Source organism: Nocardioides aestuarii (assembly GCF_039527245.1).
In the GTDB taxonomy this organism is placed as follows: domain Bacteria; phylum Actinomycetota; class Actinomycetes; order Propionibacteriales; family Nocardioidaceae; genus Nocardioides; species Nocardioides aestuarii.
In genome coordinates, this window is sequence record NZ_BAAAJT010000002.1 from 2,026,876 (window position 1) to 2,042,752 (window position 15,877).

The window sequence follows — 15,877 nt, forward strand, 5'->3', positions numbered from 1 at the left end:
GGGAGGGCGCCCCGGGGGACGGGCGCCGCGGTCACAGGGGTCAGGCGTTCTTGATCGCGGAGACCTCGAACTCGAGGGCGATCTTGTCGCTGACCAGGACGCCGCCGGTCTCGAGCGCGGCGTTCCAGGTGATGCCGTAGTCCTTGCGGTTGATGGTGACCGCGCCCTCGAAGCCGGCGCGGACGTTGCCGAAGGGGTCGGTGGCGGTGCCGTCGAAGTCGAAGGGGACGGTGACGGGGCGGGTGACGTCCTTGATGGTCAGGTCGCCGGTGAGCTCCAGGCTGGTCGGGCCGGTCTGGGTCACGCCGGTGGAGACGAACCGGATCTCGGGGTAGTCCTCCATGGCGAGGAAGTCGTTGCTGCGCAGGTGGCCGTCGCGCTGCTCGTTGCGGGTGTCGATGCTGGCGGCCTGGATGGTCAGTTCGGCGGAGGATCGGGTGAAGTCGTCGGCGTCGACGCTCACGGTGCCGGCGAAGTCGTTGAAGGCTCCGCGGACCTTGGTGACCATCGCGTGGCGGGCGACGAATCCGATGCGGGTGTGGCTGGGGTCGATGGTCCAGGTTCCGGCTAGGGCGTTCATGGGGGTGCGGGTGGTGGTGCCGGTGGTGGTCACGGATGCTCCTTCAGAGCTGCTAGGTGGTGGATGTGTCAACTACAGTGCGTCCAACATAGTTGATGTGTCACCTATTCCGGCTATGCTGGCCCTATGACCGAAGGTCCGTGGCTCGATGAGGAGCAGCAGCGTCTGTGGCGCTCGTGGCTCGCAGTGTCGTCAGGCCTGCCGACTCTGTTGAACCGCGAGTTGCAGCAGAAGACGGGCCTGTCGTTGCCGGACTTCGATGTCCTGGTTCAGCTCAGCGAAGCGCAGGACTCGCGGATGCGGGTCACGACCCTTGCGCAGGCTCTCGGGTGGGAGAAGAGCCGGACCTCCCACCACTTGACCCGAATGGCACGCCGCGGCCTCATCCAGCGTGCCGAATGCGCCGACGACGGAAGGGGAGCATTCGTGGAACTCACTCAGGACGGGCGGCAAGCCATCGAATCTGCAGCACCAGATCACGCGCGGCACGTCCGTGACCTGTTCTTCACGGACCTCACGGTCGACGAGTTCGACGTCATGCAGAGGGCGCTGAGCAAGCTGCAGGGGCGAGTGCGTCCCCCAGCCGCCTGAGCCACCCCCCGTCGCCAGGCGGCCCGACGACTACGTCTCGTGATCCGAGGTAGCAGACGCACGGTCACTGGCCCACGCGCTGCGCCGAGGCAGGACTGATCGACACGTCCGCAGGAATCCGCGTTCGACCCATGTGCGGACCGGTACACGTGACCGCGTACGCCAGATCTACGTCACTCGTACGATCCGCGATCGCATCACTCGCTCCTACGGTCCTCTCATCAGGAGAGGGAGGGGGCGGCTGTGCACCCTATCGGACGCGACGAGGAGCTCCGTCGCCTCAGCCTTGTCGTCGGCACCGCGCGCAACCGCCAGGGCCGTGCCCTCCTCTTCGTTGGAGAACCAGGGATCGGAAAGACCACCCTGCTCCGCGCCGCCGCGACATCAGCCGACGTCCAGTTCATCTGGCTGAACGGATTCGAAGCCGAGTCTGACATGCCCTTCGCTGCCCTTCAGCGACTCACGGGGCTGCTCCGCGAGCACCTTGCAGCACTCCCACCGCGGCACCGCCACGCCCTCCAGGTCGCCGTGGGTGAGGCTGAGCCGGAACCGATCGACCAGCAGGTCGCCGGGATGGGTCTGCTGGCCCTCCTCGCCGCCGCAGGTCAGGAACGCGGCTTGGTCGTCGTCGTGGACGACGTGCACTTGCTGGATCCCGAATCGCTCAACCTCATCGCATTCGTGAGCAGACGCATCCACACAGAACCGTTCGCCATGGTGCTGGCCGGGCAGGAGGCGGCCGACCCGATGGCCCGACTCGCCGGCATCCCTCGTGTCACCCTCGCCGGTCTGCCAAGCGATGATGCAGTGCGCCTACTGCAGCTGACCCGACGCCGCGTCCACGATGAGGAGGCCGTCTCTCCACGGTCCGAATACACCGCCCCTCGGCTGACCTCGACCGGTGAGACCGACAGGCGGGACCCGGCAATTCTCGACCCCCTGGTGGCACGACACATCGCCGCCGCCACCGGTGGCAACCCGCTGGCACTCGTCGACCTCGCCGAGGAGCTCACCACCCAGGAACTCACCGACGCGGCACTCAGCGACGTCCCGCTCCCCGTCGGTCGACACCTCACGCGCCACTACGCGACGCAACTGCGTTCCCTGCCCCCAGATGCCCGCACCTGGGTACTGCTGGCGGCAGCGGACTCCACTGGCAACCTCGTGCTCATCGACGCTGCGGGTGATCACCTGCAGCTACCGGTACACGCCCACGAGCCGGCAGAGGCCGCCGACATCGTCGACCTCACAGCCCCAGGCCTGTTCCGACACCCGATGATCCGGTCAGCGGCTTACAACGCCTCATGCGGCGGCGACCGCCGCCGTGCTCACTCGGCACTCGCCGACGCAGCTGAAGAACTTGGACTCGACGAGATCGGGGCCTGGCACGCAGGGCGCGCTGTCGTCGGAGCCGACGACGAGGTCGCGGACAGGCTGGAGGCCGCCGCGGAGGTCGCGGGCCGCCGCGGCGGGCGTGCATCGCAGGCCCGGGTCCTCGCGCAGGCGGCCGCCAAGAGCACTACACCTGCGGCGCGTGACACGAGGCTCGTGTCCGCGGCCGAGGCAGCCGACGCATCCGGGAGCACACGCCTGGCCGCAGAGCTGCTGGCGCACGTCAACGTCCACGAACTCGATGCTGTGACCCGGGGACGCAAACGTCTGATCGAGGCCAACCTGCGCGCCACCACTCCCGAACCGAACACCGCCGCCGCCGCGTCCGCGGCACTCGCCGCCGCCGACCTATTCTCCGAGCACGACCCACGACGCGAACAGGAAGCTCTCGTTCGAGCCTGGGACCTGTACATCTCCATCGAAGAGACTGTCGACTGTCCGACGTGGAAGGGACTGGGGCGGAGCCTCGCCCGAGCAGCTACGCACGCCAACGGCCCCACCAGCCGAGTGCTCAATGGTCTGGCGCAATGGCTCCTGGAGCCCTACGCGACCGCGTTCCCCGCCATGTCTGAGGCCGTCCACGCATTTTCGCTCCTGACTTCGGAGGATCTGCAGCGCTACGGCTGCAGCAGCGTCGCGCTCACCGCCGCTGTCTGGGACCCCACGCGGCGTATCGACATCCTCCAGTCCGCCGCCGAGGCGGCTTCCGAGAGCGGCTCCCTCCACCAGTTGGAGCGTGCGCAGCGGATGCTGATCCAGTCCCACGTCATGGGTGGCTCACCCCTTGCAGCGCGGAATCTCTTGGCCCGCCACAGCGAGCTGCGTCGGGTGCTAGACCTCGGTCCCGATCGCGGGCTCGACGAACTTGTACGGCCTTGGTTCAGCGACACCGCCAGGGGTGGTCCACTCGATGGGCACGAAGGAGCCGGACAGTGCGCTGGCAGAGATCAGAACCGTGCTGCGAGTCACCGCCGGGCCACGACACTTGCGACTGGTGTGCGTGCGGCTGACGCGTCGACGCCGGTGAGGATCGCTCAGGCCACGGTTGCGTTGGCTCACTCCCATTATGCGCAGGCGTACGCGTTGCTGGCGCCGCTGGTGGACCAGCCCAGACGGCTGGTCGCCGGTCTGCCGATCCCGGATCTGGTGGAGGCCAGTGTTCGCACGGACAGGCTGGCCGAGGCCGACGCGCGCCTCCACCTCCTCGAAGAGGTTGCGGAGACCAGTGCCAGTCCGTGGGCGCAGGGAGTCGCGGCCCGAAGCCGGGCGCTGCTCAGCACCGGGGACGATGCCGAGCATCAGTTCAGGCTGGCTCTCGACCTGCTCGACTCCCCGGCGACCACCGTGGACCGGGGACGCGCCCATCTGCTGTACGGGGAGTGGTTGCGCCGGACGAAGCGGCGCAACGCCGCCGCCGAGGAGCTGAAGCAAGCACTGAGTGCGTTCGAGTCAGTGGGCGCCGAACCGTTCGCGGAGCGCGCCAAACGCGAACTCGTCGCCTCCGGGGAGAAGGTGGCGCACGTCCAATCGACCTCGCCAGTCGCGAACCTCCTGACGCCCCAAGAGCTCGCTGTAGCCAAGCAGGCAGCATCCGGTCACACCAACGCCGAGATCGCGGCGACGATGTTCTTGAGCGTGAACACGATCGACTACCACTTGCGGAAGGTGTTCAACAAGCTCGGCATCTCCTCGCGCCGACAGCTCGCCGATCGGATCGCCTGAGGATCGGCATCGCGAGCGGCTGCCTACGGCCGTTGAAGGGACAAAGGCGGTGCCACACCCAACTGGCGAGCGGGCCGGCTCATAGCTGAGGGGCGGACGAGGAACGTTGTCACGACCGCGATGCCGGCCACTCTGCGCGACACCGGCAGCGTCCGTACCTGCGCAGGCGGTCTGGCGGTGACTCGGGCCACCTCGCTGCGGCGTAGCCGAAACTCGTTGCCCTCCAGCGTTGTTCCACGACGCGTCGGCTGCGTTGGTAGGCGACCTGGTAGTCCATATCGATGGGGCCGGGCGTGGTGATACCGAACCGGTGTGTGTGGTGGCGCAGCCCGTCGGAAAGTTCCGCGTTGCGAAGCAACGCCTTGGTGGGGATGCAGCCGATGTTCAGACAGACCCCACCCCAAGCGTCTCGTTCGACGATCGCCGTGCGGAGCCCGAGCTGGGCGCACCTGATCGCGGCTGTGTATCCACCGCTGCCCGCGCCGAGCACGACCACGTCGAAGTGGGCGCTGCCCGCGCCCGCCCTCGAACCCGGGCCGGTGCCCATGCTGGTGCGGGCGCGCCTGCCGGCGCTGGTACGGGTGGAGGGCGTCATGACGGGCCCGGGATGTGCGGAGCTGGATGGCCCGGGTCGGCGTCGGCACACCGGGGAAGTTCGGAGACGTGGGGGACCGGGTTGAGGTCGGTGCTCTGGCCTGGTTCGAGCCACAGGATCTGGGTACGTGCGGCGGTGCCAGCAGCACGCAGCGCGGCACGCGCGTGACTCTGATCCTCGCCGAAGTGGGACCAGCCGTCGTAGTGGACGGGGATGGCGACGCACGGGTTCAGCAGTGTCACCAGGCGTGTGGCGTCAGCGGCGACCATCGAGTACCGGAGCGGGCCGGTGCTGGGGAACCGGACACCGCCCATGTGGAGGACGGCGACGTCGACGGCCAGGCCACGTGCCAGCGCCCGTACACGTCGGGCGAGGACGGTATCGCCGGTGACCCAGATGCGGCGGCGGACGCCGTCATCGGTGACGTCCAGGACGAAACCGATGACGGTGCCCGCGATGAATTGGCCCAGCGGGGGACCGTGCCGGGCCGGGGTTGCGGTGACGTGCAGTTCGGAGCGGTCGGGTTCGCGCACATTCAGCGACTTGCCGGGTGCGAGGCCGTGGACCTTCGCGAGTAGTTCGTGACGCAATCGCTTGGAGCCGGGCCTCGTGGTGATGACGCGCGGCACCTCACGAAGCAGACGTCGACCAGCGGTGTCCAGGTTGTCGGCGTGATGGTCGTGGGAGAGCAGGACGACGTCGATGGGTCCGACGTCGGTGGTGCTCAGCGCGGGACCTAGCGTCTTCTTGGACGAGGTGCCCCAGCCGAAGCCGTAGGTCTTTCCGGGCGGGTCGAAGGTGGGGTCGGTGAGGATGCGCCACCCGCCGACCTCGATCAGCAGCGTGGGTCCGCCAATATGGGTGACCTTCACGGGACCTCACCTTTCTTTCGTTTGTGTGATTCGGGCTCTGAGCCATGTCGCGGCGGTGGCCGCCCTGCGTGTGTGTCTCAGGGTGGCGTTCTCGCGGCCTCCTCGAACGGACGTGAATTTGGGGCTAGCACACGCATGTGTCGGCGGTGCGCGACGGGCGGCTCACGACGGCAAGCACCACCCGCCCGGTTGACGAGTAGGACTGCCCAGCCTGAAGGTGCGCTCGCCGTCGCGAATGGATCTGGCGCGGCGTCTACGCGTCGATGAACGCGAGCAGGTCCGCGTGGAGGCGGTCACGGTCGGTGTCGGGCAGGGCGTGGCCACTGCCTTCGTACACCTTGAGCTCGGCGCCGTCGATCATCTCGGCAGAGCGCATTCCACCAACCGCGAACGGCACAATCTGGTCGTCGTCCCCGTGGATGACGAGGGTGGGAATGTCGATCTTGGCGAGGTCGGGCCGGAAGTCGGTCGCGGAGAACGCGGCGATGCACTCGTAGGCGGCCCGGTGCCCGCACGCCATGCCCTGCATCCAGAACGCATCGCGAAATCCTTGATCGACATCGCCCTTGCGGTTGTGGCCGAAGAAGGGGCCGTCCGCGAGGTCGCGGTACAGCTGGGACCGGTTGGCCTTCTCTCCGTTGCGGATCGCGTCGAACGTCTCGATGGGGAGACCCTCGGGGTTGTCGACGGTCCGCAGCATGAGCGGCGGCACAGCACCGACGAGGACGAGCTTCGAGACACGCGACGAGCCGTGCCGGCCGACGTAGTGCGCGACCTCCCCGCCACCGGTGGAGTGCCCGATGAGGGTGAGGTCGTTCAGGTCGAGCCTCTCGATGAGGCAGGCGAGGTCGTCGGCGTAGGTGTCCATCTCGTTGCCGTGCCAGGTCTGGCTCGAACGTCCGTGGCCGCGCCGGTCGTGCGCGATGGCACGGTGTCCGTTCTCGGCCAGGAACAGTGCCGCGGCCTCCCAGGCGTCGGCGTTCAGGGGCCAGCCGTGGCTGAGGATGACGGGAGTGCCGTCGGTTCCCCAGTCCTTGTAGAAGATCTGGGCTCCGTCGTCCGCGGTGACGTGTGGCATGGGTTCCTCCTGCGATTGGGGCCAGTTGGCCGTGGGATCGGATCAAGGGTTCCGTCCATCCACCTCTCCCGGACCACGCAGCACGCGTAGTCGCCGACCGGTCTCCTCTCCGACCCGGAGGACCCGCGCTCCGGCACTGGCAAACAGGCGGCGGCGCGTCAACCGCCGCGACCTGTTACCGCCGCAGCTGGCACCTCGTGGAGGACGTCCTGAACCGGCTCACCAGCCTCGCGACCGGTCGTGCGCACCGCCGTGGGGTTCCGCGGCCCTCGCGTGGGCACCTCACTACGCACGACACGGGATTCGGCGGACGTCTGCTGCTCCGACGATCGGTGTGTCGATGCGGCGCCCGATGGCGTCACCACGGGGCATCCGGCCCACACGATCCGAAGGAGCCATCCATGCGTACGCGCACCCTGACCCGAAGGCCGGCCGTCGTCACGGCGCTGGCCGTGTCCCTGCTGCTTCTCGCAGCTCTCATCACTATGCGCCCGTCCGCGGCCGCGCCGGCCAGCTCCGCTCCCTACGTCCAAGTCGGGTCGCTGGCCCAGCTGGGGCGGCCTGCTGCGGCCCCGGCATCCGAAAGTGCAGCAGCGAAGCCGACCGTGGTGCTTGTCCACGGCGCGTTCGCTGACTCCAGCGGCTGGAACGACGTGTCCCTGGACCTGCAGAAGCGCGGTTACACCGTCCGCGCGTGGTCCAACCCGCTGCGAGGTCTCGCCTACGACGCCGAGTACCTCCGCCTGTTTCTCACCACCATCGAGGGCCCCATCATCCTGGTCGGCCACTCCTACGGCGGCGCCGTCATCACCGAGGCGTCCACCGGCAACGAGGACATCGTCTCGCTGGTCTACGTTTCCGCGTACGCCCTGGACGAGGGCGAGGACATCGCACACGCCAACTCGCTGGGCGGCGGGCACAGCACCATCATCGACAACATCGTCGTCAGCCCGTACCCGAACGCCCCGGAGGGCGACGGCGACGCCGTGGTGAAGCCGAAGGCATTCCGGCACATCTTCGCCAAGGACCTGCCCCGACGTCTGACCAAGGTCATGGCCGTCTCGCAGCGTCCCTCAGCGCTCTCGTCGCTGGTCTCGACCGTCAGCGAGCCCGGTTGGGAAACCATCCCCTCGTACTACCTGGTTGCGAAGCACGACCACCTCATCCCGCCGGAGGCGCAGCGCGTCATGGCGGACCGGGCGGGGGCGACGACCGCCGAAGTCGACAGCTCTCACGTGATCATGATGTCCAAGCCGCAGCGGGTCGTGAACTTCGTCCTCCGCGCCGACCGGGAGCACTGACCACACCGGGCCCCGAGCCCCTCCAAGTCGTCTCCACCCTCTGCCGAACCACGGGTTCGGTATCCACCCCGGAGGCCGTCGCGGCCATCTCGGCCACGGCGGCCTCCGGATTCCAGACGTTCACCACACCCGAGATCTCGGCCCGGGCAAACCCAACCACCAGGCTCACGCCACACACAGACAGGAACCACGCCATGAGCGCCAAGCCCGACACCATCGTGCTGGTCCACGGACTCTGGGTCACACCCCGCAGCTGGGAACACTGGGTCACCCACTTCGAGCAGAAGGGGTACAAGGTCCTCACGCCCGCCTACCCCGGCTTCGAGGTGGAGGTCGAAGCTCTCCGGGCCGACCCCTCGATCATCGCGAACGTCGACGTCAACCAGACCATCGACCACCTCGCCGACGTCGTGAAGTCCGTCCCGACCCCGCCCATCATCATGGGCCACTCCTTCGGAGGAATGTTCACCCAGCTCCTCCTGGCACGCGGCCTCGGAGCCGCCGGAGTTGCCATCGACTCCGCACCGACCGAGGGCGTTCGAACCAACCCGCCCTCACAGGTCAAGTCCCTCTTCCCGGCTCTGAGCAACCCCGCCAACCGACACCGCGCGGTCGGATTCACCCCCAAGCAGTTCCATTACGCGTTCACCAACACCCTCGACGAAGAGTCCGCGCAGCGCGACTACGACAAGTACGCGATCGCCGCCCCGGGCCGCTGGGTGTGGGACTACGGCCTCATCGCGAACTTCAAGCCAGGCCACCAGGAGACCTGGGTCAACTACGAGAACGACGACCGCGCTCCTCTGCTGTTCATCGCTGGCGGAGCCGACCACATCATGCCGCCGGCGGTGAACAAGTCGAACTTCAAGAAGTACAAGAAGTCCGGAGCTCTGACCGAATACCACGAGTTCGAGGGCCGCTCACACTGGACGTGCGGCGAACCCGGATGGGAGAAGGTCGCCGACTTCGCACTGGACTGGGCCGAGCGGCACGCAAGCCCCGTCGCTTCCACAGGATCAGCGGCCGGCTGAGGGGACAGAGGAGGGGGTCGGTGCGGTGGCAGCCGCAGCGACCCCGCCTCGCACTCGTTGGTGGTGGGGCCGCCGCGCCACCGATCCGTGTCGTGACGAACTGAAGGATCCAACACCATGAAGCTGATCCGGTTCTCTTGTCGCCCGAGGTCGACAGCCGCCGGGACCACATCCGCGGCCGCACCGATGCGCCGATGACTCTAGTGGAGTACGGCGACTTCGAATGTCCGTACTGCGGACGAGCCACCGGGGCCGTCAACGATGTCCTGCGGGCGCTGGGTGCAGAGGTGCGCTATGTCCTCCGTCATCTTCCTCTGATCAATGTTCACGCCCACGCCCAGTCCGCTGCAGAGCTTGCCGAGAGAGTCGCGGCAAGTGCGCGCTTCTGGGATGCCCACGACCTGCTGTTCAGCTCTCAAGCTCGCCTCGGTCCGGGGGTGCTGTTCGAAATCGCCAGGCAACTCGGGCTCCCCTCAGACGACGAAGTGGATCCCGGCGCGCAGCTCCTGCGTGTTCAGCGCGCGCGACGACATAGTCAGTGCACAGGCCAGCGGTGTGACCGGCACCCGACGCTCTTCCTCAACGGCAGTCGTCACACCGGTCCGGGTGACGCTGCCACGCTCATCCGCGCGCTGCGTTCCACCGGACTCCCTCGGTAGACATCGAGGCCGTAAACGTGGTCCGTGCAAGCCCTTCTAGTCCGTCACCTTCGAGGCTGGCGAGCGGTAGTCGAGGTCGGCGTAGTCGGGATGTCTGGCCATCCAAGCCTGTACGAATGGACAGATGGGCAGCACCGCTAGGCCCTGTTCACGGATGTGGTCCAACGCGGCGCGTACCAGTTGCCCGCCGATACCTCGACCTTCGAGGTTCGAGTCGACCTCGGTGTGGGTGAAGACGACCAGTTCGTCTGTCTTCTGATAGGCGGCGAAGCCGACTATCTCACCGTCTAGACGGACCTCGAAGCGCTGGCGATCGGGATTGTCGCTCACTTCTACCGACATCGATTTCCTCTCTCGGCGCAGTCTGGGTGAACGATTGACCACGTGCCGCAGCGGGATTGACCACTGCCAATTGTGGCACTGCGCTGCCGCGCCGGACCGTGGGCGGCGATCGGAACCGACGGCGTCAGGCAACTGCTTGCGGTCGGCACCCGGTTCGCCGCACACTGCCGGAAATCTCGGTGCAGCAGTGGGTACGCCTGGCCCGAGAAGGGAGCACGCCGTGAGCAGAGCCAGGTCTCAGGGATGGACAGGCGAAGCCGATGGCCTGGTTGGCCGTGACCCGGTCCTCGACGATCTACGTGCCCTGCTCACCTCAGGGCGACGCGCAGTGGTAGTGGCGGCGTTGGCGGGCGCGGGCAAGACCGCGCTGCTGGCTGCCGTAGCGAGGTCGGCGAGCGCAGAGGGCATGCAGGTGATCCGGCTTCTGTGTCACGAGAGTGACCGCGACCTGCCGTACGGAGTGTTGACCGACCTTCTACGTCCTGCCGTGGGTGCGGGCACGGCGCTCGAACTGATCTCACCGGGGTCGGCGTCGGCGGCAGTCGATCCATTGCGGCTGCGTCTTGAAGTGCTCAGTTGGCTCGAGCAGGTCAGCGAGGATCTCGAAACCGTAGTGGTCGTCGACGACGCTCACTGGTGCGATGACAGCTCCCTCTCGGTTCTCGCTTTCGTCTCCAACCGTCTGTCGGGTTCGAAGGCATCCGTGATCTTCGCTGCCCGTGACCGTGCACCCATGCCTCTGAGTCGGCACGCCCACATCGAACTTCCTCCTCTCTCCGATGACCAGTCGCGCATCCTGCTGCGACGAGCCGGACTCCGCGTCGACGCCTTGGACCTGCCGCGGGTCATCGAACGTGCGGCAGGCATCCCGCTTGCCCTGCTCGAGCTGGGTAGAGCCGCGTCAACTAGTGAATGGCTGACGGTTCCATCGGACGTCGAGGGTGCCTTCCGAGCCCAGGTGGCGGCGTTGCCCGCTTCGGCTCGTGAGGCTCTGCTCTTGGCGGCAGTCAACGACGGGGACGCCGAGGTCACCTTGCTCGGCCGAGTTCTCGGAGATCATTTGCTCTCCTCCCTCGAGCCTGCCGAGCGTGCTGACCTCATCACCATCGACCGGGCGGTCATCTTCCGGCACCCGCTCATCCGATCGGCATGCGTAGCGGTCGCGTCCTCGGACGAGCGTAGGCGCGCACATGCAGTACTGGCCGATGCGTACCAGCACGACGCCAATCGGAGTGCGTGGCATCGAGGCGAAGCCACTCTGAGGCCCGACGAGGAAGTGGCCTCGGCCCTGGTGAGTGCGTTCGATGACGCCTACATGCGTGGGGCGACCGCTGAGGCGGTGCGGTTCATGGTGCGCGCGTCCGAACTCAGCCCCGATCAGGGCGATCGAGACGCACGACTGCTGCAGGCCGTCGAGATCGCGGGCAAGGCCGGGAACTACGAGTGGCTCATCGCCACCGGAACTCAGCTGGCCAGCGGCGCCGAGGACCCCGCCATTCGCTTGCGCGCGAGCCACAACGTGGCCTACGCCCTGACCCAACTCGATCGCTCTTCGCAAGCGCGTCGCCAGCTCAACCAACTCCTCCAACAACTGATCGACGTGGACCTGGACTACGCCTGGGCCTCCCTGACCACCCTGACGGGTCTGACGTACCGGGCGGGGTGGGAGACCGATGAAGTGGCCGGCTGGCTGGCGCGGCTCCGGCAGAGGGCGGCGAACCAGGACCCCGGGTCGCTCGCCGAGCTGAACGCGGCTGCCGACGCATGGGTAGCTGTCTCGGTGAACCCGCTCGAGCCCCCGCCCGGGGCGCTTGAGCTGGTCCGCAGTACGCCGCTACCTGACTACCCGGCCAGTCTGCTGGCTTCCCACGAGATGCTCCTGGGCGCTGCCGCTTGGCTCCTCGAAGAACCAGTCGTCGCCCTGGAGCGGCTCAAGCGGGCCTCCGACATCATGATTCGAACCGATGCCCTCGGGGAGATGACACAGACGCTGCTGGGGCTGGCCATGGTGCACTTCGCAGTCGCCGACTACGACGCCGCGGACGAAGCAGGCCGCATGGTGTTCGACATCGCAGAGGCACGGAATCAACGAGCCGCACTGGTCGACAGCTATGACTTGCAGGCCAGGGTTGCCGCCGTTCGTGGCGACGTCGGACGCGCACAAGCCCTCTGCGACAGGGTCCTCTTGGAGGCGCCGGCCGGCCAAGATGCTGGTTTCACGCTGAAGACAAGCACAGCCATGTCGTGGGTCCGACTAGCTGAACACGACATGGTGGGCGCCTGGACCGAGATCTCCGCGATCTTCGACGAAGCGGGCGCTCCGAGGCATCCCCACATCAGCTACCGCGAACTCGGCTACTACGCCGCGATCGCAGCCCGTGTAGGGGCTTCCGAAGCCCTGCGAGACGTGGTCACGCAGGCCGAACACCGACTAAAGAACGGACGCCCTTTCCATCACTTCCAACTGAATCGTGCCCGGGCTCACCTCGACATCGACAACGCCGAGCAATGGCACCTCGCTGCCCTACGCGAACCCACCGCAGGGCAGCGGCCGTTCGAACTGGCCGGCGCGCAGCTGGACTACGGAACATGGCTGCGCCGCCGCCACCGCCAGACAGATGCCCGCCCCTACCTGCATTGGGCCCACGCCACGTTCACCCGACTGGGCGCCAAGGCGTGGGCCGAGCTCGCCGGGGCCGAGCTGCGTGCCGCCGGTGCTACCCCGGGGGTAGACAACCCAGCTTGGAACAACCTCACGGCGCAGGAACGACAGGTGGTTCGGCTCGCAGCGTCGGGCATGACGAACCCCGAGATCGCCACCGCGCTGTTCCTCTCGCCGCGCACGGTGTCTACGCACTTGTACAACGCCTTCCCGAAACTGGGCGTGAGCTCACGCGCACAGCTCCGCGACCTAGTTCCCGGCTAATCGGTTGTCACGCTGTTGCTCTCCGGTTCGAGGCACTGCGCCGTGTGGCCGAGACTTACGCGGTCCCTGACGGCCTGTATCGCCTGGCTGGCTCCCGACAATCCGTCCCCGCACCTGCGGCGGCGACCTAGCGGCGGCGAGTTTCGATGGCAGAGATCCCGGAGAGATCTATGCAGACGTACCCGCTCCGTTCCGAAAGGGTCGCGAGGGCGCCGTCGCAGCCTCGGCAGCGCAGTACCGCTCCCGGACCGAAGTAGACATGAACTTCAGCCAACGGCGCGCGGTGCCCGCAATCCGCGCACGTGCCGACCGCGGTGGTTGCACCCGCCCCGAGCGCCACCTCCAGTGCGTATGCGACCGCATTCCCGTCGAGGCTGCGCGCTCTTTCGGGGTCGTCGTTGTGCGCGGCCAGTGGCCATCGAGCGTCAGGTTGAGGTGTGCTCACGAGGAACCTCCTGTCGGGCCGAAGCGTTCGGTACGGATCGAGGTCGGGTCGTGGCCTAGGTCGATCAGCAGGTTGGCGACCGTCTCCACGAACGGGGTCGGGCCGCACACGTAGGTGCGCAGATCCTCGTGCGGTGGCAACGTGGTTGCCGTCAGCATGTCGGCGTCGACGCGACCTGTCAGCCCGGTCCAGGACGTTGGCTCCTCGCGGGTCAGGGTGATGTCGACGCTGACGTACCGGTGGGGGTTCAGGTGGTGCTGGAGGTCGTGGCTGTAGATGACGTCAGCCATGGTGCGAGCCGAGTACAGCAGCCGTGCCTCGCCCTGGGCTTCAGTGCGGACGTGGTGGCGCAGCATGCACGCGAGGGGTACGACGCCGGATCCGCCGGCGATCAGCTGCACCGGTCCGCCGGGGGAGGGGTCCCAGGTGAAGTAGCCGCCCACGGGTCCCCGGATCTCGATGCTGTCACCTTCTCGCAGTCCGTCGAAGAGGTAGGGGGACACCTCGCCGTCAGGGACCTTCTGGATGGTGATCGCCACCCGCGGATCGGCGGGATCCGAGGCCAGCGAGTAGCTGCGTTCGGCCTGGTAGCCATCGGGTGCGGTCAGGCGGACGTCCAGGTGCTGCCCCGCCACGTGGCCCTTCCAGCCGGGCACGTCCAGCACGAGGGTCCGCGCCGAGGGTGTCTCGGTGCGTCTGGCGGTCAGCCTCGCGGGGAGCCAGCTCAGTCGCCGTGGTACCGCTGCTCGAGCCACGGGTCTCCGTAGTTGTGGTAGCCGAAGTTCTCCCAGAACCCCGGTGTGTCGTCGTCGGTCAATGACAGGCCCCGCACCCACTTGGCGCTCTTCCAGAAGTACAAGTGAGGCACGAGCAGACGAGCGGGGCCGCCGTGCTCGGAGGTCAACGGCTGGTCGTCGAAGGTCGTGGCGATCCAGGCCTGACCGTCGATCAGGTCCTCCAGTGGCAGGTTGGTCGTGTAGCCGCCGTAGCTGTGCGCGACAGCGAAGTCGGCAGTCGTCTCGACCTCGGCCAACAGGGTGTCGACGCTGACGCCGCGCCAGCGGGTGTCGAGCTTGCTCCAGCGAGTCACGCAGTGGATGTCGACCTCGACATCCTCGACAGGCAGCGCTGAGAACTCCGCCCATGACCACTGCTTTCGATCCGAGACGGACCCGTCGACAGTGAACATCCACTCGTCAAGGCCGACCGAGGGGGTGGGGCCGGCCGACAGCACGGGAAAGTCGCCGGTCACGTACTGACCAGGCGGGACCCGGGACGGGTCGACGTCGGGGTCGCGGCGACCCCGGAAGCCGGGAGAGAAGTCACTCATCGCCGACCCCGCCCAGGCGTGAGGAAGTAGCCCCGGATCCGGGAACTCGTCCGCGTCGTCGAACTCATCGTCGACATCCTCGTCCTCGGTGTCCGTGGCGACAAGAGCCAAGTCGTCGAGCATCCCCCGGGATCGCAAGCGCACCGAGTTGTCTGTCATGACCACCGAGCCCCGGTACACACAAGAACATGCGCTTGGTACACACAGCGCGCCCTCACCACGTGCTGCGAGAAGGCATCGAGAACCGAGGCAGCGCCGTGTCTCCGCAGGTGAATGCGTTAGTCGCAGCCGTGAACGCGCCCGGAACGAACCGAGTACACCGCGTCCAGACACAGCCCGCCACCGCGTCCTGTCTGACTCCGGATCAGAAGGTTTGGGGTTCGAATCCCTACAGGCGCGCAGAACACGAAGGCCCCTGAACTGCGGAGACGCGGGTCAGGGGCCTTCGTGCTCGTCGCGGGGGTCGGAGGTCTGCTCAGGGGACCCGGACGCCACCCACGGAGAAGTCCCAGACTGCGCCGTCGATGCTCTCGCGGGCGAGGTCCATCTGGCCGGTGTGGGCGGCGTTGTCGTTGAGCAGGTGCACCAGCACGCCGCGGACCTCGTCCTGCCGGTAGCCGCCCCACGCACCCTCCGGCCACCACCCGGGGGATGCGGTGCTGGCGACGTGCGCCACCGCCTCGCAGGCACGTGCCGTGTCGACCCTCAGTCGCTCGATCACCTCGGCGCCGCGGGCGGCCGGATCGTTGTCCCACGCCTCGTCGTCCATCTCCGCCGGGACCCCGAGGACGACGTTCTCCAACCAGAAGACCGTCGAGTCCCGCACGTGCTCGACGAGACCGAGGATCGTCCACCCCGAGGACGTCACCGGCGTGCGCAGCTGCTGCTCGGTGAGTCCCGCCGTCGAGGCGGCGAGGTGCCGGACCGTGCCTCCGATCCACGCCAACAGCTCCTCGGTCACCGGGTCGGTCTCGTGGTTCTCGTCCATGGTGGGTCTCCGTCTGCTCGTCAGG

At 67.5% G+C, this 15,877-nt stretch carries 14 protein-coding genes and 1 pseudogene; 6 read left to right on the forward strand and 9 right to left on the reverse strand.

Annotated features, from left to right (window positions below):
- Nucleotides 1-40 precede the first annotated feature (40 nt).
- A complete protein-coding gene (locus ABD091_RS10340) occupies nucleotides 41-613 on the reverse strand; it encodes a YceI family protein (protein ID WP_343918053.1) in 573 nt (190 codons plus the stop codon).
- A gap of 93 nt (nucleotides 614-706) precedes the next feature.
- On the opposite strand from ABD091_RS10340, the gene ABD091_RS10345 reads away from it, so the two are divergent.
- Nucleotides 707-1,171 (forward strand): MarR family winged helix-turn-helix transcriptional regulator, encoded by a 465-nt coding sequence (locus ABD091_RS10345; protein ID WP_343918055.1) that lies wholly within the window; start codon nucleotides 707-709, stop codon nucleotides 1,169-1,171.
- Nucleotides 1,172-1,414: 243 nt separating this feature from the next.
- Entirely contained in the window at nucleotides 1,415-4,285 is a 2,871-nt protein-coding gene (locus tag ABD091_RS10350) for a helix-turn-helix transcriptional regulator (RefSeq protein WP_343918057.1), read from the forward strand.
- A gap of 238 nt (nucleotides 4,286-4,523) precedes the next feature.
- Here ABD091_RS10350 and ABD091_RS10355 read toward each other — a convergent pair.
- From ABD091_RS10355 to ABD091_RS10365, 3 genes and pseudogenes are all read right to left on the reverse strand, one after another.
- Nucleotides 4,524-4,832: pseudogene (locus ABD091_RS10355) on the reverse strand (FAD-dependent oxidoreductase); the annotation flags it as partial.
- Between the two features lie 44 nt (nucleotides 4,833-4,876).
- Nucleotides 4,877-5,752 carry an MBL fold metallo-hydrolase gene (locus ABD091_RS10360; protein ID WP_343918059.1) on the reverse strand — a complete coding sequence of 292 codons (876 nt, stop codon included), beginning with the start codon at nucleotides 5,750-5,752 and terminating at the stop codon, nucleotides 4,877-4,879.
- A gap of 253 nt (nucleotides 5,753-6,005) precedes the next feature.
- A complete protein-coding gene (locus tag ABD091_RS10365) occupies nucleotides 6,006-6,830 on the reverse strand; it encodes an alpha/beta fold hydrolase (RefSeq protein ID WP_343918061.1) in 825 nt (274 codons plus the stop codon).
- A gap of 401 nt (nucleotides 6,831-7,231) precedes the next feature.
- Here ABD091_RS10365 and ABD091_RS10370 point away from each other — a divergent pair, with 401 nt between their 5' ends.
- The 3 genes from ABD091_RS10370 to ABD091_RS20235 all read left to right on the forward strand — a co-directional run bounded on the left by ABD091_RS10370 (nucleotide 7,232) and on the right by ABD091_RS20235 (nucleotide 9,821).
- Complete coding sequence (locus tag ABD091_RS10370; RefSeq protein ID WP_343918063.1) at nucleotides 7,232-8,131, forward strand: alpha/beta fold hydrolase; 900 nt, start codon at nucleotides 7,232-7,234, stop codon at nucleotides 8,129-8,131.
- Between the two features lie 194 nt (nucleotides 8,132-8,325).
- Nucleotides 8,326-9,162, forward strand: a complete 837-nt coding sequence (locus tag ABD091_RS10375; RefSeq protein WP_343918064.1) for an alpha/beta hydrolase — start codon at nucleotides 8,326-8,328, stop codon at nucleotides 9,160-9,162.
- A 137-nt stretch (nucleotides 9,163-9,299) separates the two neighbouring features.
- Complete coding sequence (locus tag ABD091_RS20235) at nucleotides 9,300-9,821, forward strand: DsbA family protein (protein WP_379189569.1); 522 nt, start codon at nucleotides 9,300-9,302, stop codon at nucleotides 9,819-9,821.
- 36 nt (nucleotides 9,822-9,857) lie between these two features.
- On the opposite strand, the gene ABD091_RS10380 is transcribed toward ABD091_RS20235, so the two are convergent.
- The gene (locus ABD091_RS10380) at nucleotides 9,858-10,328 is read right to left on the reverse strand and encodes a GNAT family N-acetyltransferase (RefSeq protein WP_343918066.1); all 471 of its coding nucleotides are present in this window, start codon (nucleotides 10,326-10,328) and stop codon (nucleotides 9,858-9,860) included.
- Nucleotides 10,329-10,383: 55 nt separating this feature from the next.
- Between ABD091_RS10380 and ABD091_RS10385 the strand changes: the two genes are divergently transcribed.
- Nucleotides 10,384-13,089 (forward strand): helix-turn-helix transcriptional regulator, encoded by a 2,706-nt coding sequence (locus ABD091_RS10385; protein ID WP_343918068.1) that lies wholly within the window; start codon nucleotides 10,384-10,386, stop codon nucleotides 13,087-13,089.
- A gap of 127 nt (nucleotides 13,090-13,216) precedes the next feature.
- Here ABD091_RS10385 and ABD091_RS20240 read toward each other — a convergent pair whose 3' ends face one another.
- From ABD091_RS20240 to ABD091_RS10400, 4 genes are all read right to left on the reverse strand, one after another.
- A complete protein-coding gene (locus ABD091_RS20240; RefSeq protein ID WP_379189571.1) occupies nucleotides 13,217-13,642 on the reverse strand; it encodes a DUF6510 family protein in 426 nt (141 codons plus the stop codon).
- Nucleotides 13,531-14,289, reverse strand: coding sequence for a ferredoxin reductase (locus tag ABD091_RS10390; protein WP_343918070.1), 759 nt, complete (start codon nucleotides 14,287-14,289; stop codon nucleotides 13,531-13,533). The genes ABD091_RS20240 and ABD091_RS10390 overlap by 112 nt, the downstream gene beginning before the upstream one ends.
- Nucleotides 14,259-14,987, reverse strand: a complete 729-nt coding sequence (locus tag ABD091_RS10395) for a sulfite oxidase-like oxidoreductase (RefSeq protein ID WP_343918072.1) — start codon at nucleotides 14,985-14,987, stop codon at nucleotides 14,259-14,261. The genes ABD091_RS10390 and ABD091_RS10395 overlap by 31 nt, the downstream gene beginning before the upstream one ends.
- Before the next feature lie 352 nt (nucleotides 14,988-15,339).
- Entirely contained in the window at nucleotides 15,340-15,852 is a 513-nt protein-coding gene (locus ABD091_RS10400; protein ID WP_343918074.1) for a DinB family protein, read from the reverse strand.
- Between the last annotated feature and the right edge of the window lie 25 nt (nucleotides 15,853-15,877).

What these genes read in the sequence shown, in the direction of transcription:
- ABD091_RS10395 (WP_343918072.1), bottom strand. Translation starts at nt 14,987, where the DNA reads ATGCTCGACGACTTGGCTCTTGTCGCCACGGACACCGAGGACGAGGAT.
- ABD091_RS10375 (WP_343918064.1), top strand. Translation starts at nt 8,326, where the DNA reads ATGAGCGCCAAGCCCGACACCATCGTGCTGGTCCACGGACTCTGGGTC.
- ABD091_RS10345 (WP_343918055.1), top strand. Translation starts at nt 707, where the DNA reads ATGACCGAAGGTCCGTGGCTCGATGAGGAGCAGCAGCGTCTGTGGCGC.
- ABD091_RS10365 (WP_343918061.1), bottom strand. Translation starts at nt 6,830, where the DNA reads ATGCCACACGTCACCGCGGACGACGGAGCCCAGATCTTCTACAAGGAC.
- ABD091_RS10370 (WP_343918063.1), top strand. Translation starts at nt 7,232, where the DNA reads ATGCGTACGCGCACCCTGACCCGAAGGCCGGCCGTCGTCACGGCGCTG.
- ABD091_RS10400 (WP_343918074.1), bottom strand. Translation starts at nt 15,852, where the DNA reads ATGGACGAGAACCACGAGACCGACCCGGTGACCGAGGAGCTGTTGGCG.